General features: G+C 68.7%; 19 protein-coding genes, 1 tRNA gene and 1 pseudogene. 12 read left to right on the top strand and 9 right to left on the bottom strand.

Going from position 1 to position 26001, the window contains the following annotated elements; genetic code table 11:
• Positions 1–66 precede the first annotated feature (66 nt).
• From POL67_RS53685 to POL67_RS21210, 5 genes are all read left to right on the top strand, one after another.
• Entirely contained in the window at positions 67–2232 is a 2166-nt protein-coding gene (locus POL67_RS53685; RefSeq protein ID WP_271919818.1) for an RCC1 domain-containing protein, read from the top strand.
• 1421 nt (positions 2233–3653) lie between these two features.
• Positions 3654–4439, top strand: a complete 786-nt coding sequence (locus POL67_RS21225) for a response regulator transcription factor (protein WP_271919816.1) — start codon at positions 3654–3656, stop codon at positions 4437–4439.
• Positions 4436–5821 carry a histidine kinase dimerization/phospho-acceptor domain-containing protein gene (locus tag POL67_RS53680; RefSeq protein ID WP_271919814.1) on the top strand — a complete coding sequence of 462 codons (1386 nt, stop codon included), beginning with the start codon at positions 4436–4438 and terminating at the stop codon, positions 5819–5821. Before POL67_RS21225 ends, POL67_RS53680 begins: the two co-directional genes overlap by 4 nt.
• 133 nt (positions 5822–5954) lie before the next feature.
• Positions 5955–6695 (top strand): polyprenyl diphosphate synthase, encoded by a 741-nt coding sequence (gene uppS / locus POL67_RS21215; RefSeq protein ID WP_271919812.1) that lies wholly within the window; start codon positions 5955–5957, stop codon positions 6693–6695.
• Positions 6696–6751: 56 nt separating this feature from the next.
• Positions 6752–6825, top strand: a tRNA-Arg gene (locus POL67_RS21210).
• A gap of 247 nt (positions 6826–7072) precedes the next feature.
• On the opposite strand, the pseudogene POL67_RS54265 reads toward POL67_RS21210, so the two are convergent.
• Positions 7073–7645, bottom strand: a pseudogene (locus POL67_RS54265) (tyrosine-type recombinase/integrase); the annotation flags it as partial.
• Between the two features lie 391 nt (positions 7646–8036).
• Positions 8037–9044 (bottom strand): aldo/keto reductase, encoded by a 1008-nt coding sequence (locus POL67_RS21205; protein ID WP_271919810.1) that lies wholly within the window; start codon positions 9042–9044, stop codon positions 8037–8039.
• A gap of 58 nt (positions 9045–9102) precedes the next feature.
• Between POL67_RS21205 and POL67_RS21200 the strand changes: the two genes are divergently transcribed.
• The 3 genes from POL67_RS21200 (at position 9103) to POL67_RS21190 (ending at position 13530) form a co-directional block, all read left to right on the top strand.
• Positions 9103–10017 carry a LysR family transcriptional regulator gene (locus POL67_RS21200; RefSeq protein WP_271919809.1) on the top strand — a complete coding sequence of 305 codons (915 nt, stop codon included), beginning with the start codon at positions 9103–9105 and terminating at the stop codon, positions 10015–10017.
• Between the two features lie 358 nt (positions 10018–10375).
• Positions 10376–11605 (top strand): hypothetical protein, encoded by a 1230-nt coding sequence (locus POL67_RS21195; RefSeq protein ID WP_271919807.1) that lies wholly within the window; start codon positions 10376–10378, stop codon positions 11603–11605.
• 221 nt (positions 11606–11826) lie between these two features.
• Entirely contained in the window at positions 11827–13530 is a 1704-nt protein-coding gene (locus POL67_RS21190) for a GMC family oxidoreductase (RefSeq protein ID WP_271919805.1), read from the top strand.
• A gap of 129 nt (positions 13531–13659) precedes the next feature.
• Here POL67_RS21190 and POL67_RS21185 read toward each other — a convergent pair whose 3' ends face one another.
• From POL67_RS21185 to POL67_RS21160, 6 genes are all read right to left on the bottom strand, one after another.
• Positions 13660–14742 (bottom strand): hypothetical protein, encoded by a 1083-nt coding sequence (locus tag POL67_RS21185; protein ID WP_271919803.1) that lies wholly within the window; start codon positions 14740–14742, stop codon positions 13660–13662.
• A 104-nt stretch (positions 14743–14846) separates the two neighbouring features.
• On the bottom strand, positions 14847–15206 hold the full coding sequence (locus POL67_RS21180) for a hypothetical protein (RefSeq protein WP_271919801.1): 360 nt from the start codon (positions 15204–15206) through the stop codon (positions 14847–14849).
• A gap of 91 nt (positions 15207–15297) precedes the next feature.
• A complete protein-coding gene (locus POL67_RS21175) occupies positions 15298–16362 on the bottom strand; it encodes a cupin-like domain-containing protein (protein WP_271919799.1) in 1065 nt (354 codons plus the stop codon).
• A gap of 10 nt (positions 16363–16372) precedes the next feature.
• A complete protein-coding gene (locus POL67_RS21170; RefSeq protein WP_271919797.1) occupies positions 16373–16765 on the bottom strand; it encodes a hypothetical protein in 393 nt (130 codons plus the stop codon).
• A 125-nt stretch (positions 16766–16890) separates the two neighbouring features.
• Positions 16891–17772: a hypothetical protein gene (locus POL67_RS21165; RefSeq protein WP_271919794.1), complete on the bottom strand. Its 882-nt coding sequence runs from the start codon at positions 17770–17772 to the stop codon at positions 16891–16893.
• A 116-nt stretch (positions 17773–17888) separates the two neighbouring features.
• Positions 17889–18560 carry a DNA alkylation repair protein gene (locus POL67_RS21160; protein ID WP_271919791.1) on the bottom strand — a complete coding sequence of 224 codons (672 nt, stop codon included), beginning with the start codon at positions 18558–18560 and terminating at the stop codon, positions 17889–17891.
• A gap of 398 nt (positions 18561–18958) precedes the next feature.
• Here POL67_RS21160 and POL67_RS21155 point away from each other — a divergent pair, with 398 nt between their 5' ends.
• On the top strand, positions 18959–21403 hold the full coding sequence (locus tag POL67_RS21155) for a glycosyl hydrolase family 28-related protein (RefSeq protein WP_271919789.1): 2445 nt from the start codon (positions 18959–18961) through the stop codon (positions 21401–21403).
• Positions 21404–22043: 640 nt separating this feature from the next.
• On the opposite strand, the gene POL67_RS21150 is transcribed toward POL67_RS21155, so the two are convergent.
• Positions 22044–22541, bottom strand: coding sequence for a hypothetical protein (locus tag POL67_RS21150; protein ID WP_271919788.1), 498 nt, complete (start codon positions 22539–22541; stop codon positions 22044–22046).
• 81 nt (positions 22542–22622) lie between these two features.
• Here POL67_RS21150 and POL67_RS21145 point away from each other — a divergent pair, with 81 nt between their 5' ends.
• From POL67_RS21145 to POL67_RS21135, 3 genes are read left to right on the top strand one after another with little or no spacing between them, the layout of a single operon-like run.
• The gene (locus POL67_RS21145; RefSeq protein ID WP_271919786.1) at positions 22623–23261 is read left to right on the top strand and encodes a hypothetical protein; all 639 of its coding nucleotides are present in this window, start codon (positions 22623–22625) and stop codon (positions 23259–23261) included.
• 55 nt (positions 23262–23316) lie between these two features.
• On the top strand, positions 23317–25116 hold the full coding sequence (locus POL67_RS53675) for a sensor histidine kinase (RefSeq protein ID WP_271919783.1): 1800 nt from the start codon (positions 23317–23319) through the stop codon (positions 25114–25116).
• The gene (locus tag POL67_RS21135) at positions 25113–25841 is read left to right on the top strand and encodes a response regulator transcription factor (RefSeq protein WP_271919781.1); all 729 of its coding nucleotides are present in this window, start codon (positions 25113–25115) and stop codon (positions 25839–25841) included. The genes POL67_RS53675 and POL67_RS21135 overlap by 4 nt, the downstream gene beginning before the upstream one ends.
• Positions 25842–26001: the final 160 nt, after the last annotated feature.

The raw sequence follows: 26001 nt of genomic DNA, 5'->3' as shown, positions 1-26001 counted from the left end.
CAGAAGCGAGAGGACCCGCCTCCACGAAGGGGTGACAAACACCCTCCTGCTGAGTAATGTCGCCGCGTGCGCTCCGCCCGCCCCCGCCTGGCCCTGCTCCTCCTCGCGCTCGCCGCGTGCAGCCATCCCGCTGCATCCGGAAAAACCCCGATGCCGACCGCGCCCGCCGCATCGAAGCCCAGGCCGACCGTCGCGACCGCCGCCCCCGCGGCCAACGCCTCCCCTGCCGTCTCCTTCGCGCCCGTGAAGCTCGGTCAGGTCCGCCGCGTGGTCGCGGGAAGCAGCCATACCTGCGTGCTTGGCTCCGAGGGCGTGGCCCGTTGCGTCGGGCTTCTCCACCAGCCGCATCTCCCCTCGGGATCCTCCGAGAATACGCGCGTCGCCGACGTCGTGCTCGGGGAGCGTATGGTCGATATCGCGGCCGGCTCCGGCTTCACGTGCGCGCTCACCGAATCCGGCGCCGTGTTCTGCTGGGGAGGCTGGGTGTACGCCGATCCGACCACGAAACGCGAGCTGCGTATCACCGGGGTCACGGACGCGACGGGGATCGTCGTCCAGGAAACGGTGGGCTGCGCCATTCTGCGCGACGGGGACGCAGCCTGCTGGGGCAACGCAGAGTGGCTCGGCGAGAGCGGGAACACCTCCCCAACCGCGGCGATTCGGCTCGGGCTCAACGACGTGACGTCGATCGCTCCGGGGGAAGATTACGTATGCGTCACGCGCAAGGGAGGCGCGGCGCAATGCAAGGGAAACCTCCCGTGGAAGAAGGACGCGGCGGCGACGTGGGTACCCGTTCCCGCGAAAAAGGGCGCGGCGCCGTTTCGGCGCGTGTCGGCCGCGAGGGGACGCGCCTGCTTCGAGACGGACAGCGCGCCGCTCTGCCTGGGCACCGATCTCCTGGGGAGCATCCTCCCCGAGCTCGACATGCCTGCGTTCGCGCGCGGCGCGCGTCGGGTGCAGGCGGGGGGCGAGCGCGTCTGCGCGATTGACACGAGCGGGCGGGTGGCGTGCTGGGGACATGCCTATTATGGGGAAACCGGCATCGATCCGGACGCGCCGCTCGTGGGCGGCGCCGTGCCCGTCGTGGGCGTGAGCGACGCCATCGATCTCGCGCTCTCGGACAACCATACCTGCGCGCTCGAATCGGACGGCGACGTGTTTTGCTGGGGCCTCCATCGAGAGGGCCAGCTCGGCGACGGCAAACCCCTCCACCGGGCGACCCCCGTGGACGTCGGCGTCTTTCGGGGCGCGACGGACATCCAGGGCGGGTCGAGCGAGACGTGTATCCTCGCCGGCGGCGACATCTCCTGCTGGGGCGGCGACAGCGACCCGGGGCCATGGCCGCAGAAAGCGAGCTTTCCCGACCGGGTCGTGGCCATGGACCTGGGTCAAGTCACCGTGTGCGGGCTCCTGCCCGGCGGCGACGTGCGTTGCGGGTTCTTCAACAAGGTCGACCGTTGCAAGGACCGGGACAACCGTCAGCATTGCACCCTGGCGTCGCGCTGGGACAGCGACCGGCTGCCGGCCTTGCCCGGCAAGGCGACCGATTTCGCGACCGATCGTATCAACAACGTGTGCGCCCTCGTCGGCGGCGCTGCGCATTGTCTGTTTTACCTCGGCGAGGCCGGCGGGTATGACGGCGATACCTGGCAAAAGGTGCCGCACGTGTCGGGCGCGGTCTCGATCGAGGCCACGGCCGAGACGATGTGCGTGATCCAGGGCGCCGATCGCCACGTCGCCTGCTTCCACGATCATCGCTTCGACGCGGACCAGGATTTCGCCGAGGAAGCGCCGAACCCCAAGGTCACGAAAATCGCGGGCCTCACCGGCGTGACGGCCCTGACCGGCGGCGCCTCGACGTTCTGCGCCCTGGCCGGCGGCGCGCTGCGCTGCTTCGAGCCGGACGTCGAGCGGGGCACCCCGACGATAAGGCCGACCTCGGCCGTCGCGATCGACGGTCTCCCGCAAGCAGATGCGATTGCAGGCGCGGACGACATGTTTTGCGCGATCCAAGCGGGAAAGGTCCATTGCTGGGAGATGAACCACCCGGGGGCCGTGAAGACGGTGCCGCTGCCGCGACCGGCGACGCGGATCGGCGTCGGATACGAGCACGCGTGTGCGCTCACGGACGACGAGCATTTGTGGTGCTGGGGGCGCGACGAAGGCGGGCAGCTCGGCGTGGGGCGCGTCGCGATGTCGTATCGGCCGATCCGAGCGGAGGTGTTGCGGTAGCCGCCCCGGGACTCCGCCCCGGTCCCCGCGGGGGGCTGTCCGCCCCCTCGACCCCGGACCAGCGAGGCGCTGGACCCAGGGTTGAAAACTGCGCGGTGCGCAGTTTTTCAAACAGGCCGATGAAGAAGCCGTGGGGCCAGCAGAACCAGCAGCGCGGCTGTCTCGGTCGGCAACGTCGTTGCTGGTCTTCACCGGGCCTGTTCGATGAACTGCGCACCGCGCAGTTCATCGAGCTTGGGTCCAGCGCCTCGCTGGTCCGGGTCCAGGGGTGGACAACCCCTGGTGCTGAGCACGGGTCTCATCGAACAAGCCCGTTCTCCCAGAGCACCCGGAGCATCTCTGCTGCGGGTGCCAGTCGTTCGCGTCCGCGGCTGATGGTGACGGAGCCGGGCGGGCCTCCGGAAGACTTGCCGGTGTAGCCGCCGAGCTCGGCGATCCACTGCGCAGCGGACGGCCCGCGACGCCGGGGAACGCGAGCGCCCAGCGCCGCCCGACCCGCACGAGGCCCGCGCCGCTTCGACCCCGCCTCCACCTCCTCGCAACGCGCCCGGATCCGCTGCCAGCCCGATTCCCCTTTGTCGGAGCGCCCCTCGCCTCTGCGCCGAGGTCGATTCCGCGTTGCTGGACCACGCGCGGAGCCGTCTCCCAGCTCGTTCCCCTTTTTCGGAACGCCCCCCGCCTCGTTTCCGGGAGCCTTCCCCTTTTTCGGAACGCAGCGCGACGCCGCCCTCGAGGTTCTTCCCACATCGTGCAACGCGCCTGGATCCGCTTCCGGGGACGTTCCCGATTCCGGGAACACGTACCGCCGCGGGGTGGGGCGCGTTCCGATCTTCGGGAACGAGCGTTTCGCCGTTTTCGCGGGGATTGTCCCTTCCGCAAGGCGCGTCCGCGGGTCCCGCGCCTCCGTTGCACGGACCGGGCGCCTCCTCGGATACATTTTCCCCGGGCACGTCCTTGCGGCGCGACCCGCCGCGGCCGCTCGCAGCGGGGCCCCGCGGACCGGTATTTCGCCGTGATCCGGTCGTCCCCGCGCTGCACGACGATTGTAACCGAAAGCTCGATGAACTGCGCTCTGCGCAGCTCATCGAACAGACCCGTTCAAGACCGGCGACGACCCTGCCGACCAAGACAGCCGCGTTGTGGGTTTGGCTGGCCCCCCGGCTCCTTCGTCGGCCTGTTTGAAAAACTGCGCACCGCGCAGTTTTCAAACCTGGGTCCAGCGCCTCGCTGGTCCGGGGTCGAGGGGGCGGACAGCCCCCCGCGGGGTCCGGGGCGGCGCCCCGGGGCGCGGTGCTACCCAGATGAGACCCATGCTCAGGGCAAGGAGCACCGCTGGCAGCGTGGCGGGCGTCGCGCCCTCGCGAGCCCGACCCCGCCCTTCCCTGTTGAACCCGCCCCCGAGCGGCGCGATACCTCCCCGCATGCCGCACATCCTGATCGTCGAGGACGAGCCCGCGATCGCCGAGTCCCTCGCGTACGCGCTCCGCCGCGACGGCTTCGGCGTCACCCTCGCCGGCACCCTCGCCGGCGCCGAGCGCTCCCTCGACGGCGCCTCCCTCGTCCTGCTCGACCTCATGCTCCCCGATGGCAGCGGCTTCGACCTCATCGGCAAGGTCCGCAGGAGCGGCCTCGGCACCCCCATCATCGTCCTCACGAGCCGCGACGACGAAGCCGACCGCGTCGCCGCCCTCGAAACCGGCGCCGACGACTACGTCACCAAACCCTTCTCCACCCGCGAAATCGTCGCCCGCGTCCGCGCCGTCCTCCGCCGCGTCGCCCCGCCCGCCCCCCTCAGCACCACGCCGCCTCCCGCCGCCGCGCCCACGCCCGCTCCCGCGCCCGTCACCACCAACGCTTCCGCTTCCGCTTCCGCCTCCGCGCCCCAGCCGCTCTCCGTCGACGAGGCCACCCGCAGGGCCTACGTCCACGACCGCGAGGTCGAGCTCACCCGCGTCGAGTTCGACCTCCTCGCTTGCTTGCTCGCGGCGCCCGGCCGTGTCTTCACCCGCGCGCAGCTCATCGACCGCGTGTGGGGCGACGGCTTCGCCATCTCCGACCGCACCATCGACTCGCACGTAAAAGGCCTTCGCCGCAAGGTCGAGTCGGCCGGCGGAAACCCGGCCTTCATCGAGACCGTGCGTGGCGTCGGCTACCGCGTCACCGACAGGCCCGCGGCGCCTCCGCCGGGCCCCCCGGATGCCCCGTGATTCGCCTCCTCGTCGCTTCTGCCTCGGCCGTTGGCCTCATCCTCCTCGTCGCCTACGTCGCCTCGCGCATTGCCCGCGCCCGCACCCGCGGCACGAGCATTCGCCTCCAGGTCTTCCTCGCCCTCGCCGGCATCGTCGGCGCGTTCGCGTTTGGCCTCGGCCTCCTCGTCCTCGATCGCATCGAGGCCCGCGCCACGCTCCTCGCCGAGGACGCCGCGCGTGACGAGGCCGCCGCGATCGCCGCCGTCGTGGGCGGCGAGCTCGATGCCCGCGGCGCTTCCCTCGGCGACGTCGGCGGCCGCATCGCCCGCTCCGCCGATCCCGACGCCCTCCACTTCTCCCTCCTCGATCCCGCGGGCCGCCCCGTCTTCCGCGCCGGCCCGGCCCGGGGCGAGCCCGGCACCGTCTTCGTCACGGCGCCCATCCTCGTGCAGAGCCACGTCGTCGGCCAGGTCGAGGTCGTCAAGCCGACCCTCGTCATCACCCGCACCCTCACCGACTTCGCGCCCACGGTCCTCGCGATCAGCCTCGTGCTCGGAGCCGCCGCCGCGGCGGCCGCCGTGCTCATTGGCCGCGCCATTGCCCGGCCCATCGAGGCCCTCACCGACTTTGCCGTCCGTGTCAGCGAGGGCGAGCGACGCGCGCCGCCGCCCCCGGCGTTCGGCCGCGAGGTGCAGCGCCTCTCGCGCGCCATCGATTCCATGCGCCGCCAGCTCGAAGGCCGCCCCTTCGTCGAGACCTTCGCCGCCGACCTCTCGCACGAGCTCAAGAACCCCGTCGCGGCCATCCGCGCGAGCGCCGAGGTCCTCGCCGACGGCGCGCTCGAGGAGCCGGAGGAGGCCGCGCGTTTCGTCGGCCGCATCCAGCAAGCGACGCAGCGCATCGAGGCCCTGCTCGGCGACCTCTTGAACCTCGCGCGGATCGAAGCACGCGGCGTCGAGGACGCCGCCGTCGTCGATCTCGACAAACTCGCCCGGGACGCCGCGGCGCAGGCCCGCGAGCGTGGCGCGATCGTGCACGTCTCCACCCATGGCGCCGTCACCGTCCGCGGCAGCGCCCTCTGGCTCTCCCGGGCCCTCGAGAACCTGCTCGACAACGCCGCCACGCACGGCGAGCCCAGCGAGGCGATCCACGTTTCGCTCCTACGCGAAGGCGACGAAGTGCGGTTCACCGTCCGGAGCCGCGGCCGCATCCATCCGCACGTCGCCGGCCGCCTGTTCCGCCGTTTCGTCACGACGCGCGTGGAGAACGGCGGCACGGGCCTCGGCCTCGCGATCGTGCGCGCCATCGCCGAGGCCCACAGCGGCTCCGCGGAGTGCGCCGAGAGCGGCCCGCCCGAGGTCTCCTTCCGGATCACGCTGCCCGCTGCGAAGATTCTGTAACACAATCCACACAATCCTCCGTTCGCGCGTGGGAGTTCTCCATGGAGGCTCCACGAATGCACCACGGCGGTTCCGTGGACGTGGGTGGTTGCATGGTGCATCCTCAGGCTGCACGGCTCGAAGGTATCCCCCCATGAACGAACGCTCGCTCCCTCAGCACATCGCGATCATCCTCGACGGCAACGGCCGCTGGGCCACGTCGCGCGGGCTTCCTCGCACGAAGGGACACGAGGCCGGCTCGCACAAGGTCCGCCTCGCGGTGCGCGCCTGCCACGAGCGGAAGATCCCGGTGCTCACGCTCTACGCATTCAGCGCGGCGAACTGGAGCCGCCCGGGCGAGGAGGTGGGGAACCTCATGCGCATCTGCCGCGACTTCGCCGAGGAAGCGCACGACGATCTCGTGGCGCGCGGGGTGCGCGTGGTCGTGGTGGGCGACATCGACGACGAGGTGCCGACGGCGACGCGGAAGGCGACGGAGCGGCTCATCGCGAACACGGCGGGCGGGACGTCGATGACGCTGGCGCTGGCGCTGAACTACGGCGGCCGTCGCGACATGGTGAGCGCGATGCGCGCGGTGGCGGCGCAGGCGCGCGCGGGGTTGCTCCTGCCCGAGGACATCGACGCGCAGTCGCTGCGGCGCTTTCTGAGCACGAGCGAGCTGCCGGACGCGGATCTCGTGATCCGGACGGGCGGCGAGCAACGGCTGAGTGATTTCCTGCCGTTCGAGGCCGCGTTTGCCGAGCTCTTCTTCACGGACACGCTCTGGCCGGACTTCTCGGAGGCGACGCTCGACGACGCGCTCGCGTTCTACACGCGCCGCCAGCGCCGCTTCGGTCGGACCGACGAACAGGTCCGGCGCTCGGCGGAGGTCTGAACGGTCTTTTCAGACGGCCCGCGACCGTTTATGCTCGCGTGCGAACGCGAAAGCGAGCGCCCGTAGCTCAGCTGGATAGAGCGGCGGCCTTCTAAGCCGCGGGTCGCAGGTTCGAGTCCTGCCGGGCGCGCATGCGAAATCCCTGAGGATTTCGTCCCCCCACCTCCAACCTGGTAGCCCACGTGTAGCCCACCGGAAGCTCCGCCGGAGGTGCCTCCCGTCGCCTTCGCCGCCGCCTTGAGAGCAGTCGCGCCGAGGTGGGCGTATCGCTGTGTGAGGGTGATCGAGGAGTGCCCGTGGAGCTCCTTGAGCTCCTCGAGCGTCCAGCGGCGGCCTCCTGGTACGGGCGTCCCGTCCTCCTGGAGGGGGTACCAGCCCGAGACGAGCGACGCGGCGCAGGTGTGCCGGAAGTCGTGCGCCGGCCTCGGCCGCCGGCCGTCGTGGCGCCTCTCGGGAACGATCCCCGCCGCGGCGAGGTAGCTGTCCCAGGGGTTGACCTTGACGGCCTTGCCGCCCTTGTGGGTCGAAAACTGAAACAGCACCCCGACGCCACGCCGAGCCCCTCGCAGACCAGGGAACGACAGCGAGAGCGCGTTCCGGGGGCACCACGAGGGCAGGAGGTCGAGCCACCGGCGCATGGCGGGGAGCGCCATCCCGAAGAGGGGCACGCGCCGGATCTTGCCGCTCTTCGTGGCGCCCTTGCTCGCGCGGCGGATCACGACGTGTGGGTTTTCGTCGTCCAGGTGCACATCGGCGAGTTTTAGCGCGTTGAACTCGCCGAGCCGGAGGCCGGTGCCGCACAGGAGCTGCATCCAGAGCCGGTGTTCTTCCGGGATCTTGGAGCAGGTGAAGAGAGCGTGCTGCTCCTCGGGGAGGAGGTAGGTCCAGGGCTCCTCGGTTTTGGCCTGCTTGCGGATCCTCACATCCACCGCTGGGTTCTGCAGGATCATCCCCTGGGCGACGGCATCCCGCAGGGCGAGCTTGACGAGGGAAAGGACCTTCGTGGCGGTCTCCCTCGAAATGCGGCCGATGCCCCGGCAGGCCATCGGGGACAAACGCGTCACCGTGAGCCAATCGACGAAGGCAATCACGTCCCGGGCCTGGATGTTGACGAGCGGCAAACGTGCGAGGTGGGACTTCGAGACGTGCCGACTCCAGCGGCGCCGCTCGTGCACGATCCAGCGGATCTGCTCGATCACCTCCCGCCGGTTGAGCCGATCCCCCGCCGAAGAGCGCGAAGCTCCCCGGCTTCCGGGCACAACGCGCGGTCGCTGCGGTGAACGAAGCACGGAAAGAAGCGGACCGGCTAGGCCGGGGCGATGGCATGACGCGAGCGACGACCTACTTCTCGCTGTCGAGCGTCGCCATCAAGGGCGCGGGGTAGCGGGTGCCGGCGATCTCCTCCGCGGGGACGGCGGCCTCGAGCTCGGCGATGTCGGAGGGCGCCAGCGCGATCTCGAGGCCGGCGAGGGCATCCTCGAGCTGCTTCCGCGTGCGCGCGCCCATCGTCGGGATCACCGTGACGCCCTGCGCGGCGCCCTTGGCGCGGACCCAGGCGATCGCGAGCTGCGCGGGGGTGACGCCCCGCCTCTGGGCGAGGCGAACGAGGGCGTCGACGAGAGCCTGGTTCTTCCGGGCGTTCTCGCCCGAGAAGCGCGGCATGTGGGCCCGCATGTCGCCCGCGCCGGCCGGCTTGCTCCCGGCCAGCAGGCCGCGCGAGAGCACGCCGTACGCGGTGACCGCGATGCCGAGCTCGGCGAGCGCGGGGAAGATCGTCGCCTCGGGGCCGCGGCTCACGAGCGAGTACTCGATCTGGAGGTCCACGATCGGGTGCACCTTCGCGGCGCGGCGGATCGTCTCCGCACCCACCTCGGAGAGGGCGATGTGGCGGACATGGCCTGCCTTCACCATGTCGGCGATGGCGCCGATCGTGTCCTCGATCGGGACCGCCGGGTCCAGGCGCGCGGGCCGGTAGACGTCGATGTAGTCGACGCCGAGGCGCGACAGGCTGTGGGCGAGGAAGCTCTTCGTCGCCATCGGACGGGTATCGAAACCGAGGAAGGTGCCGTCGGGCGCGCGCAGGCCGCCGTACTTCACGCTGAGCACGACCTTGTCGCGCCGGTCCTTGATCGCCCGGCCGACGAGCATCTCGTTCTTGCCCATGCCGTAGAAGTCGCCGGTGTCGAGGAGGCTCACGCCCCGATCGAGCGCCGCGTGGATGGTCGCGATGCTCTCCGCGTCGTCGCTCGCGCCGTACGGGCTGCCCGCGGCCATGCTCATGCAGCCGAGGGCGAGGGGGAAGACGGAGGGGCCAGTTTTGCCGAGCTTGGTGGAGTTCGTCGTCGTCATGCCCTCAACCCTAGGCACTCGCGTTCCATTGCTCCAATGAATAGTATGTATTCTCGACATGCCTGATGTTTATGGGAGGGACCTCGACCTGAACCTGCTCCGCGTCTTCGCCGTCGTCGCCGAGGCGGGCAGCGTCACGGAGGCGGCGAGCCGGCTGTACCTGACGCAGCCGGCGGTGAGCGCCGCGCTCCGGCGCCTGACCACGACGATCGGCGCGCCGCTCTTCGTGCGGAGCGGACGCGGGCTCGCGCTGACGAGCCGCGGCGAACGGCTGCGCGCGTCGCTGAAGCCGCACCTCGGCGCCCTGATCGAGGCCGCGCTGGCGCCGCCGACCTTCGACCCGAAGACGTGCGAGCGCACCCTCCGCCTCGGGCTCTCCGACACAGCCGAGGTGTGGCTGCTCCCGCCACTCTTGCGCGCGCTCGAGCGCGAGGCGCCGCGCATGCGCGTGGTCGCCGTGCCTGTGCAGTTCCGCACCGTGGGCGCGGCGCTCGCGGGCGGCGTCGTCGACGCGGCGATCACGGTCGCCGACGATCTACCTTCGAACGTTTGCCGGCAGCGGCTTTTGAAGACCGGCTACACCTGCCTCTACGACCCGCGCCATGCGCGCCTGCGCAGGCTGACGGAGGCCGATTACTTCGCGCACGATCACGTCATCGTCTCGTACAACGGGGACCTGCGCGGCTTCGTGGAGGACTCGTTGGGCAAGACGCGGAGCATCCGGTGCTCGATCGCGAGCTTCTCCAACCTGGGCGCGCTGATCGACGGCACCGCGATGCTGGCGACGGTGCCCGAGATCGTCGCCGCCGACATCCGCGCCGTCAGGCCGCACCTCCGGACCAAGCCCCTGCCGTTCAAGGTCCCGCGCGGGTACATGGAGCTGCTGTGGCCGGTCGCCACGGACGACGACGAGGCGTGCAGGTTCGCGCGGGAGAAGATCGTCCAGATCGCGCGGCCGCTGAGCAAGGACTGACGGGCGTGCCCTGAACGGCAGCCCGACGACGACGTCGAGGAGCCACGCCGCGCCCTCGTCGACGGCGACGCGGTGCTCTACGCGCACTGCGGGCACGCGCACGCTATCCGCTACGAGCTCGCGGCGGATGATGGCGTGTGGCATCGCCCGCGGCAGTACCTCAGCCGGAAAAGAAGACCGGCGCGGGTCCCGTGCTCCTCGCCAACCAACCCCGAGCCCGCGCCGGTCTCCTGGGTTGGGAGACCCGGGACAAACGACGAAGTTGCAAGACCGATGAACGTTTCACCGCGACCGGGAACAGATGGCAAGCGTCCTCTCGGACAACAATTCTTCGCGATCCGGGAGACCACGGACAGCCATGAATCTTCGCAACTTCTTATTCAAGATCGCCATCCCGTCCCTCCCCCTCGCCCTGCCGGCCCTCGTGGGCTGTGGCGACTCGGAGCCCGCGAAACCCGGGCAGCCTGGGCAGGAGCTACTCGCGCCCCCGGAAGCGGGCAAGGGCGTGCAGTTCAAGATGGTCACGAAGCTCGACCCCGGCACCGAGGGCGAGCATTGCATGTTCGTGAAGGCACCCGCGGAGGGGCTCTTCGTCAACCGTGACGAGGTGCGCTACTCGAAGGGTAGCCACCACTTCCTGCTCTTCGAGACGAGCTACGACGACATCCCGACCCAGAAAGAGGATGGGACGGTGGTCGACACGAGCGGCGTGTTCGACTGCTCCGACGGTGCGACCGATGGCTGGGAGGTGGAGAAGCTCGTCGCCGGCTCGCAGAACGCCGACGGCGACTCCATGCTGCGCTTCCCCGAGGGCGTGGCCATGAAGGTGCGCCCGGGCGCCGTGCTCCTCATGAACGCGCATTACATCAACGCCTCGATGAACGTCATCGAGCCCGAGGTCCGGGTGAACCTCTACACGGTCCCCGAGGCCGAGGTGAAGACGGAGGGCGACATCCTCTTCCTCTACAACCCCTTCATCCACGTCGGGGCGCAGTCCCAGGGCCGCGCGCGCATGCGTTGCCCCGTGCACAAGGACATCACGATCGCGAACGTGCAATCGCACATGCACGCGCGCGGCGTTGGTTATGCCGCGTCGATCGTCGGGCAGGCGGATCCGTTCTATACGAGCACCGAATGGGAGAACGTGACCGTCAAGGATTTTGGCGAGGGGCTCCAGGTCAAGGCAGGCGAGTGGTTCGATTACTGGTGTGACTACTCGAACGCGGAGGCAAGGGACGTCCTCGAGGGCCCGCGCTCGACGGACGAGATGTGCATGCTCCTCGGCTCGTATTACCCGGCCGATTCGGCGACGGCGCACTGCCGCGCCGAGCCCGACGTCCCCGGCCAGCCGAACTTCATCGGCGCCGAGTGGGTGGGCAATGGCAAGGCGACGTGCGCCGAGTCGTTCGCCTGCGTGCAGCAGGCCCTCAGCACGGGCAAGGAGATCACGCCCTGCGTGACGAGCTCCGACGCCGCGGTCTCACGGGAGTTCTCCGACGCCTTGCGTTGCTTCCTCAAGAAAGCCGGCCCGGGCCAGGATCCGGCGATGGTCTGCAAGACCGAGTTCGACGCCTGCCTCGCGAAGTGACCCTTTCCCGCCGGATCACGCTCGCCCGAGCGTGATCCGGCCCCTCCCCTCCATCGAGCGACCCGAGCCCGCGCCGCACCGCGGGCAGAATCGCGCCCATGTGCACGCCGTGGACAATCTGCCCGCGCTCGATCGCGGGCACGGGTTGCAGCGGGACCGCGCGGTGCAAGGGGGCGCCCCTGCCCCGTGCCAGCCGGTTCGCAAAATGATAAAATGGTGCGATGAAGCGACCTTCAAGGGCTCCTTGGTGTACGGATCTGCCCGCATTCGCCGAGCGCGCAGGCCTCTCGCGTCGAGATCTCCTCAAACTCATCGGCGCATCGTCGCTCTACGCGATCGGCGCGCGCTCTCTCGCCGGTTGCAGCGTGGACGAGACGATCTCGCCGCTCCCCGAGGTCTATGATTACGTCGTCGTCGGCGCCGGCTCTGCCGGGTGCCCGCTCGTCGCGCGCCTACTCTCGGAGCCGGGCGTCACGGTGCTGCTCGTCGAGGCAGGCGGCAGCAACGATCGCGAGGACATTCGCAATTTCACTCAATCGTGGAAGCTCACGCAGCCGGACTCCGGGGTCGATTGGGGTTATAAGTCCGAACCGCAGCCCGAGCTCTTGGACAGGGCGCAGTCCTACTCCGCGGGCAAGGTGCTCGGAGGATCGAGCTCGATCAACGGGATGGTCTGGGTGCGCGGCCATAAAGACGATTTCGATGGCTGGGCTGCCCAGGGGTGCACGGGCTGGGGCTATGAGAGCGTGCTGCCGTCGTTCATGACGCTGGAGACCTACCTGGCCGGCGATCCCGCCTACCACGGCACCATGGGCCCGATGGGCCCGACCGCGGAGTTTACCTCGAACAATGAGCTCTCCAAGGGCGTGCTCGATGCCGTCATGAAGTTGGGGTATCCGCTGAACCAGGATTACAACGGCGCCTCGCCCTACGGGGTCGGGTTTACGCAGCTCAACGTCGACGTAGAGACGGGGGCTCGGCAGGACGCGTTCACGAAGTTCGTAAAGCCGCTCCTCTCGAATCTCAACCTGACGATCAAGACGCTGGCGCGCGTCAAGCGCATCACATTCGATGCAAACCGGAAGGTCGACAAGGTCCTCATCGACGTGAATGGCGCCGAGATCGCCGTCCGGGCGAGGCGGGAAGTCGTGCTCTGCACGGGCACGGTCAATACGCCCCAGCTCCTCATGCTCTCTGGGATCGGGAGCGCCGCCGAGCTCGCAATGCTCGGGATCGAACACGTCGCCGACGTGCCCGGCGTCGGGCAGAACCTGCACGATCACCTGATCTCGGTGGTCGTCAAGAAGCTCAGGATGCCGAACGCGCCGAGCCACATCACGACCATGGACGTATCGATTTTCACGAACGGAGCGCCCGGCGCCGTGAACGGTCCGCCTCGGTTCGAGGTCCAGTCGTATTATATGCGCTACGGCTGGAGCGACTATCCATCGGAGGCGCTCGCGCTCGGCTGCATCAACCTTCACCCCACGAGCCGTGGCCACGTCAAGCTGCGCTCGGCCGATCCTCGCGAGGCGCCCATCATCGAGCCGAATTTCCTGGGCACAGCGGAGGACTGGGCCACGCAACTCGAGGGCTACAAGATGATCCGCCAGATCATCAATACCCCGGAGCTCCTGGCCTGGGTCGAGGACGCCGAGCACACGCCGGGGCCGACCGTGGTCACGGACGATCAGCTCAGGGAGGCATTGCGCAAATACTCCGAGGCCGATTTTCACCCGGTCGGCACGTGCAAGATGGGCGTCGATCCGAGCGCGGTGGTAGACCCGGAGCTCCGCGTGCGTGGCGTGACCGGCCTGCGCGTCGCGGGCGCGGCGATCATGCCGACCATCGTGTCCGGCAATACGAACGCGGCCTCGATGATGATCGGAGACCGCTGCGCGCGGCTGATGCTCGGCAAAGGGTAGGCGATCGGCCAGCGGCGCCCCGAGGACCCCGCTGCCTCGGCCGCGGCGTTTCGGAGGAGGTGGACGGCAACACGACGAGCGGCTCCAACCTGAGCGCCCCCCTCGACCACCTCGAACGCCCGCGCCGCCCTACGCGCCGCTCCTGCGCTTGGCCGGCGCCTTCTTCGCCGGCACCTTCTTCGCCGATGCGACCTTCTTCGCCGGCGCCTTCTTCTTCGCCGTCGCCCCGCCCCCGGCGAGCGCCTCCACCAGGAAGTCCCTCGCAAGCGCCGTGATCGCATCGGCAGGCACCTTCGGGCGCTTGCACTTCACATCGACCGACGTCGGGTCCAGCGCCCAGCCCTTGCCGTTGGCACCGAGGAGCTCGGTCACCTCTCGCAGCGTTTGGCACTGCGGCGGGTCGCTGTGGATCCTCGCCATCCAGAAGGGCTCGGAACTGCCCTCGAGAACGTCCACCGAGGCGGAGCGAATGGTCTTGCCGCGGACAAGATGGAACTGAATCGTGAGCGACGGCCGCTTCACGCTTGCCGCGAGGCGCTGCAAGAGCCGCGTCGCGGGCCCGAAGCTCCGGTCGTCGCCGGGAAACCCTGACGCCGGCACGCGCGCGACGAGCGCCTCGATCCCCTCCGGGGACCGGGGCTCGGCGACGGGGAGCTGGGTCGCAAGGCGCGCCGGCGACAAGCCTTTGAACAGGGTCGTGAGGGCAGACGGCTCCACGCTGAAGGCGGCCACGACGAGGCCATGCCGGCGATAGTGCCGCAGCTCGTTCGCGCCGAGATCGAAGTCGCTGGTCGCGTAGGAAAGGCCCATGTACTTGCGGAAATCACGCCCGGAGCCTTCGCCGTTGATGTGCAGACCGCTCCACTCGACGAGGTCGTCGAAGGCCTCCTCCGAGGGGGACGCGAGCACGAAGAACCAGGCCAGCGCGCGCGCCTCCGCGTTCCCAAGCACCCATCGGGTCCAGCGCCCCTCGGCGACCTCGGCTTCGTTCGAGAGCAGATCCCACAGATCGTTCAACGGATAGGGCAGCGCGTCGCGGCCCTTTTGAGGAGGCCCGTACTCGAACGGCTCGCCGCTGCCGTGCTTCTGGTCCCAGGCGGCATGCCAGCGCCGCCACGCCGGCTCGAACAACCCACGACGGTCGGGAGGCAGGATCTCCCAGCCGGCGGGCAGCTTCAGGGTCGCGCGATTCGAGAGATCAAGGATATTCACGAGGAGCCGTTCCTCCCGCACCGAGGCCGGTTGGGGACGGCGAGCCTAAAGGGCCAGCATCGGAATTTCCAGCTCGGCGTGAGACCAACGAACGCAGCCCAGCGTCAGCGATAGACAGCAGGTGCGTTCTCGTATTGCACGAGCAGGGTGGTCATCTGGTGCTCGTGCGTGAACGCGACGCGGCAATAGACGATGCGGCCGCGCAGCCTGGCGAGCGTGTGGAGATCGCCGCGCACCTCCAGCGACGCAGGATGTTCGCGATGAATCACGGAGCTCGCCTCTCGATAGAACAAGGCGTCCGAATAGATCACGCCGGTGTCGACCACTTGCAGCCAGGTGCCCTCGTAGTTGTTCGAGAACATGCCGCCCTTTTGCTGCGCGATCCATACGTCGACCAGGGTGCCGTTCGCGAGAGGGACGGCCCCACGCATATCGATACGCGTGACATTGTTCGACGTGCTCATTTGTCGACCTGTGCGCCGCCCAGGATCCCGTCGGCGAGCCGCTTGTGTTCGTCTTCGGTCATCATGCGTCGTGCCCGGGCGCTCGCCCGCCTCAAACGAGCGACTCGCGCTGGCGGAGCGGACGCCCTGGCCGGTAGTCATAACTGCTCGGCCATCGAAAGCCCACGACGGCGAGCGAGAGGCTCGGGGACAGGCTCCATACCTCGTGCCACCAGCCGACCGGAATGAACAATGCATCTCCCGGCGCGAGCTCCACTTCATGGACGAGCTCGGGGTGGGTTCGACGAACGTCTTCGCTCGTATGCGAGGCGTAAAAACCCGTGGCCGCGTCCGCCACCATCGTCGCGCTGGGCGGCACCAGGAGCACCCGCTTCTTGCCGAGGATCTGGCAAAAGAAGTTGTTGGTCCCGTCGTGGTGCAGATGCGTGTGCGTGCCCTCGGGCCCAAGCCAAAAGGACATGGCCCCGCGGCGCGGCGGCGGGAAGAGATCGGGGGGCAGCTCGATCTCGTCGAGCAATTGCCCGATCGCGGTGTCCTCGAAGGCGCGGTTGCGCGCGACGAGATAGACGTCGTTGCCGATCGCGCTCGTGACGAGATCGAGGTAGTCCCCGAACGGCATCTTCGCCCGCAGCTCCGTGAATTCGAGGTCGGGGCGCGTGTGCTTGGTTCGACCGCGGGCGACCTCGATCTCGACGTCGGCAAATCGTCGTCGGAGGTCCTCGAAACGAACGCGCGGTGGTCGCGGCCATTGCTCCACGTACCCTCGCACGACGAGCGGGGCATTGCCGAGCCAGTGCTGGCGATGGAACACGTCGGCGGGCGGGCACCACGAGACCTCCACGAGCGCGCATTCATCTCGCCCGACGAGCTGCGGGAGCCGACCTATCTCGCGGGCTCGGGCGCGCTCGTCGACCGCGCGGACATAGGCCGGCGTGATCTGCGAATGCTCGAGCTCGTCGAGCGCGCTCCTGACCGCTGCCACGGGAAGGCCTGCGCCGGAGAGCGTCGCGACAATCTCGCGGGGCGCCACGCCGCGCGCGAGGTTCAGCACGATCCAATCGAGCGCGTCGGCCGAGAGCCGGGTCGCTGCTCGGGCCCCCGCGGTCGCCTGTGGAGAACGGACGCTGCGCGTCCTGAACCGAGAGCTGCCGCCCATCGGCGATGGCTTATTTGAATTCCGGGGGTTGGGGTGGAATGGCGCCCCCGCCGGCCGGATTGGGTTGAGGCGGGATGGCGCCGCCCTCGCCACCTCCACCGCCGACGCCGCCCGCGCCTCCTCCCCCGCCGGGCCCAGGCTGCGGCGGGAGGACGCCGCCCTCGCCGCCTCCCCCGGGCCCAGGCTGCGGCGGGAGGAAGCCGCCCTCGCCGCCCGCGCCCCCTCCACCGCCCGGCCCCGTCGAGCTCGTCGTCGGATTCGGCGCCTGCGGCGGGATGTCGCCACCTCCGCCCGTCGTGTCACCCCCACACCCCGGCAAGAGCGCCGCGGTGAGCACCGCGGCTTGCCCGGCGCGGACGAGGAGGGAAGTGCGCGGGAGCGGGGTCGGCGTTACGGGTTTCATCTTCACGCCCAGCTAACAGCGAATCTGCAGGGCCGTCAACTGCTCGCTCGCGGAGACGATCGAATTCGGATCGAGGCGACCGAGGACGAACAAGACGACCCGAGAGCCTCGCTCCTCCGCTGCGATCAACTGCCCTTGCAGACGTCGGCGCAGGTGCTCGTCGCATCCACACACGCGGAAGACGCGCAGTCCGCGTCGGAGGAGCAGGGCGCGCCGGCGGTGCCGAGCGGCGCGCACGTGGCGCCAACACACATAGCGCCGACCGCGCAGTCTTCGTCCGACGTGCATGCACCGCCCACCTGCTCGCGCGCCTGGCATGTGCCGTCCTCGGCGCAGCGAAGCTCCTCTTGGCAGTCGACGCTCCCCTTGCACGACCCGCCGACGGCGAGCCGCGGCGCGCACGCCCCCGCGTCGCACCGGAGCGCCTCCTCGCAGTCGAACGTCGCCGTGCATGGCTCTCCGGCGACCGCCTTCGCTTTGCATGCCGACGTCGATTGCCCGCTCGAATCGACGTTGCGCACGCAGCGGTCCCGGGCGCAGTCCCAGTCCGTGCCGCAGGTCCCGCCCTCGGGCACGGAGCCGTCCCACGCATCGAGGCAGGACGGCGTGAACTTCTCGTCCACCCCCAAAAGCGCGCCCAGGATTTCAAGTTCGGCGCAAGGGGCGGCGCCCACCTCGGCGAGACACGCCTCCGCCTTTTCCGGGACGAAGGTGCCCTTCACCTCGCCTCCGCCGCCGATGGCAATGAAAATCGCTTTGAGGTCCGAGGCACACGCGTCGGCGGAGCTCGCGTCCAGGCCGCGCGCGGCCCGGGCCGCCGCGTCGCAGCACGCGAACGTGCGGTCGCAGACGGCCTTCACATACCTGGAGACGAAATCGCTCTCTGTCGGCTCCGGTCCTCCGCTGCTCGCCTGCGTCTTGTCATCCTCGCATCCAGGCGCGGCGAACATTGCGACGGCGATGGCCGAAAGGAGCGTCACGAGCATGACAGGTCGATGCGTGCGCATGAAAAACCTCCTGGGGTCCGATCTTATAGGGATCGCCGCGGCCAAGCCAGCGGTACAGACCGGCTACCTGAGTGACAGGTAGACCGGGAGGCTGGGTGACAGTTCCGTCCGATGGATCAACTTTGCCGACGCACCATTTCGTTGATCCAGAGGGGGGCGAACGGCGAGGTACACCCCTTGGACACCGGATAGTCGCGATAGATGCCCAATCTTTCGCCGATAGCAAGGGCGCGCTTCCGAAGCTTGGGGAAGTGAATGCCGATTCCTGCAAGACAGAAGTTCATCGTCCATTGCACTTCCGAAGCAGCATTCCCCATCTCAGCCTCGATACGGTCCAGAAGCGCTGGCAGATCGAGTCCGTCCGGACGTTTGGCGATGCGCTCTGACGTCAGGCTCCAGCCGGCGCGGGCGGCCCAGGGGTCATCGTCTTGCATCCATGATTGGCGAAGAGACTCCTTGTCGGGATGGTTCTTGACGACATTGGCATTCAGCCAGTCCGCGACTTGCACAAAGTCGACCGACCGCACCATCCGATCCATTTCGTCGCGAGACAGGTTTTGGGGCTTGAGCAGAAGGATTGCCAGGAGCCGGGCATCGATGTTCCCGGTGTCCCAGAGCGCGATGGCCAACGGCTGGTTGGTCTTGAACTTCGCGGCAAGCTTCCGGATGTCACCAAGACGGACGCCGAACTGATGGTCCCCCGCGCCATGTTTTTTGTTTTGCGCACGGACCTTCTCGTGACCGAGAGATTCCAGCTGCGCGAGGGCATCCTTGAGAGTCATTGTCATGCTTGTGGCGCTCCTTGCGTCGGAGAATGCGGGACAACGGTTTGATTAGCTCATGCCAGTCCTTGCGTTCGGCATCAAAGGCTGTGCTGGGACGCACGTCAAGAGGGATGTGCAGGGGCCGCCCGGATCCTCGGCCTACAAATCGCTGCCGCTCGCGGATGGTTCCGCATCCGGTGCTCCCTTCCCCGCCTCGTCCACCGCGCATCGGACTTGGTCGACATTGGCGTCTTCGGCACGACGAGCCCGCACGATGTGCAATGCAACGACGACAAATGCCGTGGCGATGCAACATTCCATTACGGATAGGACATTCTTCAACATAGTTCATTTGCCATTCAGGACGCGTGACGCGTCTAAGCGGACTTCAAGGCGACACGGTGCCGCCTCAGGAGGTCTGAATGACAACGACTGTGGTTCGCTTGGCTTCGACGGTTCACATTCCGGTGCCCGGTGCGCCGCCCTACCAGCTCGACGGCAAGAACCTGGTCCCGGGCGACCGCGCCCTGCTCCGCATCCAAAGCTCGTCGTCCGAGAATGGCGTCTATGTGTATGATGCGTCCACCCTCACCCTCATCCGCGACCCCGATTTCGACACGGCCGCAGAGCTGCTCGGGTTGCGGGTGTTCGTGTCGGAGGGCGATACGCTCGATAACACGCGCTGGCAATGCACGTCCGACGCGCCGACCCCGGGGAGCGGCGTGATCAGGTTCGAGCAAATCCCCAACCACACCGACAAATTCCGCATCGACCAGCTGCACGGCAACCTGCTGAGAAGCCCGGTGACGCTCACGCTCTCGGCGCTCAGCACGACGATCGACGTACTGGGAGGGAAGATCCGGCAGATACCGGCGCAAAGCCTCTCCGGCGATCGCAACCTCACGCTCTCCGCCTTCGGCGCGTTCCCCAGCGACACGATCACCCTCCTGCGCTCGGACATGTCCCAGTACCGCATCCGCATCCTGGACGCCGCCGGGCAGTTGCTCTTCGATCTCGGCGGCCCTGGAGTCGTCGTGGCGCGATTCGACGGCCTCGCGTGGCAGATCGTCGGCAGCACGCGGGAGAATGGCGTGCTCACGTTGAACGTGAGGGATTTCGGCGCCAGGGGTGATGGCGTGACGCGGGACGATGAAGCGATTCAGGCTGCGCTGAACGTGTTCTCGCCCGTTCAAGAGACCGATGTCACGGCAGGCGTGATCTTCTTCCCGAGAGGCGTCTACCCGATCGAGCAGACGCTCGTGTATCGAGGCGCTGCAGGCTGCGCCATCCACCTTCGCGGCGAGATTGGCTACACGCTCGGGATGGTCGGCACCGTCCTTCGATGGACAGGGTCGGCCGGCGGGAAGATCATTCACTTGATGGGCGCGAACGGAAGCGTCCTCGAAGACCTCGAATTCGACGGCATGGGCATCGCGAAATACTGCGTTCACCTGGACTATGCTGCCGAGGTGAAGAACGGCGCCGGTGAGGTCATCTACGGGGGCGTGGGCTCGTCCGGGTGGCGTATCTCCCGCTGCTCCATAGCCCACGCGGGCGGCGCCGATTCCGTATGCCTCGCGCTCGGGCCGGAGAGCGGACCGCAGACGCAGACCTCCGAGGTCCTGGTCGAGAGCTGCTTTCTCCAGGGGGCCAGCGACTCGAGCACGCTTGCTTGCATCAAGACGCTCAGCCCTGGCAACACCAAGAACATCACGATCCGCGACACCTCGATCAGTGGCTATTGCCACTATGGCGTCGACTGGGATCAAGCGAGCGGGATGCTCCTCGTCTCGGGCGTCAACACCGCAGGCACCACGATCGCCGATTACAGGATCGGCGGCGGTGAAGCCACGATCATCGAGCAGGCGACCGAGAACGTGAACATCGGCGCGAAGTTCATCACGTCGGATGGCGCCGTCACGGGCGCCGTGAAGGTCATCGGCGGAACCTGGGTCGGCACGGCCACGTCGAATAGCGTCGCCATCAAATACAGCGGAACACTCACGCTCATCGGCGTCAACCTCAAGCTCCACCAGCCGCTGCCTGCGCCGGGGGACCCTCCTCCCCCTCCGCTCAAGCTGCGTCCGATCATCCAGCTCGGCGACCCGCTCATCAATGGCAACGGGCCCTCTGGCCTGTTCTCCACGGGGTCCTTGTACTGGAATTGCGACGATTACATCGACGTCATCGACGGAAGCACGAACCCCATCGTGGCGAACGACCACGGCAACAACAGGCAGATCCGCGTCGTCTCGATCAACGACTACACCTACGACACGACCACGTCCAAGGCCAGGAAGCTGAAGGACTACCACGGCAACTACCACACGCTCGGGCCCGGCATCCTCTACGGGCACACCTACGCACCCGACCCGACGTACAAAGGCCCCGGCTTCTCGCGCGAGGTCCTGCACGAGCCGCGCTCCGGCTGGACGAAGCAAGTGTATACGTACGAGGCGTTCCTTGCGTCGACGCCCCCGCTGGGAGCGGATCAGCGCCGGCTCATCGTCGGCAAGGCGGCCCCGCGCGCCAAGCTCGTGGCTGCCTACCTCCATGTAACGACCCCATTCACCGGGACGAGCGGCGGGCAGCCGCTGCAAACCGAGATGCGCTTTGGCAACAGCATCGCTGCCGACGCGTACATCGCCGCGTTCAACGCGTCGAGCGCGCCCGTCACGAGGGGGCTCGACGATGCGGAGCTCGGTACACAGCTCAAGCGCTCTGCCGCCGTGCAGGGCGGCCACGTGCCAAACTGGTCGGGCTATTCCATTCTCTACCTCCACATGGTCGAGACCCAGGGCTTTAGCCTCGCCAACCTGACGGCCGGCTCCGTCGAGGTGATCATGAAATGGGAGGTCATCCCCTGATCCTCGCCCGCTGACGCCGAAAAGGGGGGGCATCATTCCGACGCATGCCGGATATGTTCTCGACGACATCAAAGGTCGTCGAGGCACGCATGGATGAACGGCTTTCCGTTGTAGCCGCAGCTCCTTGGCCACGTACCCGCCTTGCCGGACCGTGTCACCCAGGGTCCCAGTCTATGTGCCCAAGCCCCCGGTTTGCGCCGACCGAGGGGACGGCTCGACATCGCCAGCAGGGAGGAAGTGTCACCCGAGCTCCCGGTCTGAAGTCCCTCCGCGCGAGCGACTGTGCCCTCCGCGCGAGCGACTGTGCCCTCCGCGCGAGCGACTGTGCCCTCCGCGCGAGCGACTGTGCCCTCCGCGCGAGCGACTGTGCCCTCCGCGCGAGCGACTGTGTCCTCCGCGCGAGCGACTGTGCCCTCCGCGCGAGCGACTGTGTCCTCCGCGCGAGCGACTGTGCCCGCCGCGCGAGCGACTGTGTCCTCCGCGCGAGCGACTGTGCCCGCCGCGCGAGCGACTGTGCCCTCCGCGCGAGCGACTGTGCCCTCCGCGCGAGCGACTGTGCCCTCCGCGCGAGCGACTGTGCCCGCCGCGCGAGCGACTGTGCCCGCCGCGCGAGCGACTGTGTCCTCGGCGAAAACGCCGCTCAGCCCCGCAGCCGCATGGCGATTGTCTCACGGTCCGGCCCTTCGGGCGGCGGGAGCATCACCGTCAGCGCCTCGATCTCGGGCAGCGCGGCTCGGACCTTCGAGGCCACCGGAAACGGCGTGAACGGCCCGCTGAAGCAGAGCAGCAATACGTAAACACCGGCGAACGATTGCGCGTAGGCGAACGGCTCTTCGTCTACCAGCGCGACCGTGAAGCGCGCGCCGGGTTTCTCTTTCCCGGGCGGGCGGGCGCGCAGCACGCGCTCGAACATCTCGCCGATCGCGGGGAGCTCGCGCGCGAGCTGGGCCTGCGTTTCCCCCAGCGTGGCGGCCAGCCGCAAGGCAGGGATGCCCTCCCATCGCCTCGACAGACCACAACAGAAGATACTGCCCGAGAGGTCGCAGACCAGGGCGTTTGTGGCCCCCACGCCGTCCTGCAGGGACACGAGGCGGCGATGCAGCTTGAGCCACGCAGGGATCTCGTCGGCCGAGGCCATGGTCGCAGAGCCTACATCCCTGCCGCCCGAGGCACAAGACCCAGGCAGACTCTCGACCTCGTCCCATGTATCTTCCCCCGCATGGACGCCCAATCCTTCCTGGATCGACTCCGCAACGACGACGACGTCAACGAGAAAGAATTCGCGAAATCGGCCCTTGCGGACAATCCTGATCTCCCCGCGGAGCTGCTCGCCTGGGCCGCGCGGGCGATGAACGAGGAGGTCGTGATCGAGCGCGCGGATGCCTCCACGTTCCTCGTCGTATCCCTGGCCGTGACGGACCCCGCCCTGAAGGGACGCCTCCGCCTCGCCCAGGCCGAAATCATGGACGTATCGGGCGATTCCCATCAGTATGTGCTCGACGCCGCGATCGACGCCGTCGGCTGGGCTCCGGACCTCGCACGCGCCTACGAATTGACCTTCGACAAACTCCGCGGATCGTCCGATCTCGACTGGACCGAAGCATTCGAAAAGATCGGGGGACGGGGCCTCCCCAAGGACGCCCTCGCCCTCCTGCGCCACGTGATCGCGCGCGCCGAGGCGGGCGTCAAGACCGGAGACAAACCGTATTTCCTGAGGTTCGCCCCCACGGACGGGGCCACGCGCGCGGACGTCCAGGCGTTCCTCGAACAAGACCTCCTCGCCGAGGCCCTCGCGGCCCGCCGCGGCGCCGCGGGGGAGGATTTTCCCACGGCGCGGCGGGCCGTCTTCGGGGGATGAAGGACGGTCTCTCGCCGTGACACGGCCGTGACATTTCCATGCGAACCTCTGCCTCGTGCTCACCGAACGCGCCGCGCGGCTGCGGGATCTCCTCCTCTTCGTGACGCTCGCGCTCCTGCCGTCGATCGCCGTCGGCGTGCTCGGCCTCCGCGCGGTGGAGGGCGAGGAGGCGGCGCAGCGGCGCGAGGCGCAGAGCGCGCTCGACTTCAGCGCCGAGCGGCTCCGGCTCCGCGTCGAGCAGGCCCTCGCGGAGGCCGACGTGGCCCTCGCCGCCGCGCGCTTCGGCCCCGATCTCCAGGACGCCGAGCGCACCCTCGCCGGCATCGTCCCGCCCTTCGCGGCTCCCTTGCTCCTCGATCGCGACCGCGCCCTGGCCCTGCCGGCCGCGCCGCCCGCGAGCGCCGCCTCGCCGGCCTCGACCCCCCATTGCAACACCCTCGCCGCCACGTTCACCACCACGAAAAACCCGGGCGCGCGCAAGGCCGCCCGCAAGGAGCTGCTCGACCTTTGTCCGGACGTCCGTGGCGCCGGCGGCCGGTTCCTTTATCCCGTCGTCGCGCTCTCCAACCTTTCGGAGAGCGAGGCCCCGGCCCTCGTCGCCTGGATCGAGGGCCATGCGAGCTCCCTCGCGCCCGGGGAGCGCGAGGCCACGCGCGAAGAGATCACCACGGCGGCCGCCCTCGGAGAGGCCTTGCGCGCCCGCGCGCTCCTCGCATTGAAGGGTTCTCCCTCGACGCGCGGCCGGATCCTCGAAGCCTTGCGCAGCGAGGAGGCCGCGACGGCCCTCCGCGGCGGCCCCGATCGCGCCGGCATGCTGCGGTTTCGCGCCCCGGGCGCCATCTTCGTCCTCCGCGCGCTCGACGACGGCCGGCTCGCGGGCCTCGTCGTGCTCGGCGAATCCCTCGCCGCCTCCCTCGACGCGGGGTTTCCCGCGATGCAACCCGGCGAGCGCGCCCTCTTCGCCCCCACGGTGTCGTCGTTCGGCGATCTCCGCGGAACGACGCTCCTCTCGCCCGGCCTCGCCATGCACGTCGTCCCTGTCGATCGCACGGCGATCGATCGTCGCGCCGCGCGGAGCCGCCGTGTCCTCGCCGCCATCGGCGGGGGCGCCGTCGCCCTCTCGCTCGGCCTCCTCGCGTTGTTATGGGCGCGCATGCGCGCGGCGCGGCGCACGAGCGAGCTTCGGGTCGATTTCGTCTCCGCCGTCTCGCACGAGCTGCGCACGCCGGTCTCCTCCGTGCGAATGTTCGCCGAGCTGCTCGAAAGCGGGCGCGTCGAGCCCGAGGAGCAACACGAGGTCTTCGAGGCGCTCGCGCGTGAATCGAAGCGGCTCGGCGACACGGTCGAGCGCATGCTCTCGCTCGGCCGCATGGCCAAGGGCCGGCTCGCCGCGGTGCGCGCCGAGGCCGATCTCGCGACCGTCGCGGACGAGGCCCTCCTCGCCTTCGAGGAGCGATTCCCCGATGTCCCCGCGATCGAGCGCGCCATCGACGCCCCGGCCCCTGCGCACGTCGATCCGGGGCTCGTCCGCCTCGCCCTCGACAACCTGCTTGACAATGCGCGCAAATACGCACCCGACGGCGCGCCGTACCGGCTCGTCGTGCGGCGCGCGGACGAGGGCATCACGATCCGCGTCGAGGACCGGGGCCCCGGCATTTCGCGCCGGGATCAGAAGCGCATCTTCGAGCCTTTCGAGCGGCTCGATGATAAGTTGAGCCGGGAAACCGAGGGCAGCGGCCTCGGCCTCTCGCTCGTCCGGCACGTGATGCGCGCGCACGGCGGGACGGCGCGCGTCGAGAGCGAGCCCGGCCGCGGCGCGACGTTCCTTTTGATTTTTCCAGGGAGGAAGGGATGAGCACGAAGAGCCCCGCGGGGCGACAGGAGACCATTCTCCTCGTCGAGGACGACCTCGGCTTGCGCCTCGCCATGACGAAGACCCTGCGATCCGAGGGATTCCGGGTCGAGATCGCGGGCACCGGCAAGGATGGCCTCGAAGCCGCGCTCGCGCAAAAACCCGACCTCGTCCTGCTCGACGTGATGCTCCCCGGCATGAACGGCTTCGAGGTTTGCCAGCGGCTCCGCGAGGCGGACCCCGAGGTCCCCATTTTGATGGTCACAGCCAAAGGCGAGGAGCCCGACAAGGTCCGGGGTTTGCGGCTCGGCGCCGACGATTACATCGTAAAACCGTTCGGCGTGGCCGAGCTCTGCGCGCGCATCGACGCGGCCCTCCGGCGGCGCAGGCGCGCCGAGGTGGAGACCGAGGTCCTCCAGATCGGCGACATCACCGCCGACTTCCGCGCCCACACGCTGCGCCGCAAAGGCCAGCCGCTCGAGACGACCGCGCTCGAAATGCGCCTGCTCCGGTACTTCTTGCGCCACGAGGGCACGCTCCTGCCCCGCCAGCGTATCCTCGATGCCGTGTGGGGCGCCGACTACTTCGGCACGGATCGCACCGTCGACAACTTCATCAACCGCCTCCGCGCCAAGATCGAGGACGACCCGAAGAACCCCCGCCACCTCGTCACCGTGCGCGGCGCCGGCTACCGCTTCACGCGCGCCCCGAGCACGGGCGGCGACTGACCCGTGCCCGGTGACCGAACGGTGACATGGCAGAGAAACTTCGTACAGGAACGCGCCGCATAGTGGTCTCCAGACGGCGCCGCGATGGCAGCCATAGGGGGTTTGGGGCGTAGGACGCCGAAGGCGATCCGCAGCCCCAAGCGCCAACAGGAGGTCTCGA

Origin of the sequence: Polyangium mundeleinium, from assembly GCF_028369105.1 — a bacterium.
Classification (GTDB): Bacteria; Myxococcota_A; Polyangia; order Polyangiales; family Polyangiaceae; genus Polyangium; species Polyangium mundeleinium.
This window is presented reverse-complemented; position numbering and strand designations above follow the sequence as displayed.

Coding starts and splice junctions, on each gene's coding strand:
- POL67_RS21205 (WP_271919810.1), bottom strand. CDS start 9,044: ATGACGACGACGAACTCCACCAAGCTCGGCAAAACTGGCCCCTCCGTC.
- POL67_RS21195 (WP_271919807.1), top strand. CDS start 10,376: ATGAATCTTCGCAACTTCTTATTCAAGATCGCCATCCCGTCCCTCCCC.
- POL67_RS21150 (WP_271919788.1), bottom strand. CDS start 22,541: ATGGCCTCGGCCGACGAGATCCCTGCGTGGCTCAAGCTGCATCGCCGC.
- POL67_RS21225 (WP_271919816.1), top strand. CDS start 3,654: ATGCCGCACATCCTGATCGTCGAGGACGAGCCCGCGATCGCCGAGTCC.
- POL67_RS21200 (WP_271919809.1), top strand. CDS start 9,103: ATGCCTGATGTTTATGGGAGGGACCTCGACCTGAACCTGCTCCGCGTC.
- POL67_RS21190 (WP_271919805.1), top strand. CDS start 11,827: ATGAAGCGACCTTCAAGGGCTCCTTGGTGTACGGATCTGCCCGCATTC.
- POL67_RS21170 (WP_271919797.1), bottom strand. CDS start 16,765: ATGAAACCCGTAACGCCGACCCCGCTCCCGCGCACTTCCCTCCTCGTC.
- POL67_RS21165 (WP_271919794.1), bottom strand. CDS start 17,772: ATGCGCACGCATCGACCTGTCATGCTCGTGACGCTCCTTTCGGCCATC.
- POL67_RS21155 (WP_271919789.1), top strand. CDS start 18,959: ATGACAACGACTGTGGTTCGCTTGGCTTCGACGGTTCACATTCCGGTG.
- POL67_RS21160 (WP_271919791.1), bottom strand. CDS start 18,560: ATGACAATGACTCTCAAGGATGCCCTCGCGCAGCTGGAATCTCTCGGT.
- uppS (WP_271919812.1), top strand. CDS start 5,955: ATGAACGAACGCTCGCTCCCTCAGCACATCGCGATCATCCTCGACGGC.
- POL67_RS21135 (WP_271919781.1), top strand. CDS start 25,113: ATGAGCACGAAGAGCCCCGCGGGGCGACAGGAGACCATTCTCCTCGTC.
- POL67_RS21145 (WP_271919786.1), top strand. CDS start 22,623: ATGGACGCCCAATCCTTCCTGGATCGACTCCGCAACGACGACGACGTC.
- POL67_RS21180 (WP_271919801.1), bottom strand. CDS start 15,206: ATGAGCACGTCGAACAATGTCACGCGTATCGATATGCGTGGGGCCGTC.
- POL67_RS21175 (WP_271919799.1), bottom strand. CDS start 16,362: ATGGGCGGCAGCTCTCGGTTCAGGACGCGCAGCGTCCGTTCTCCACAG.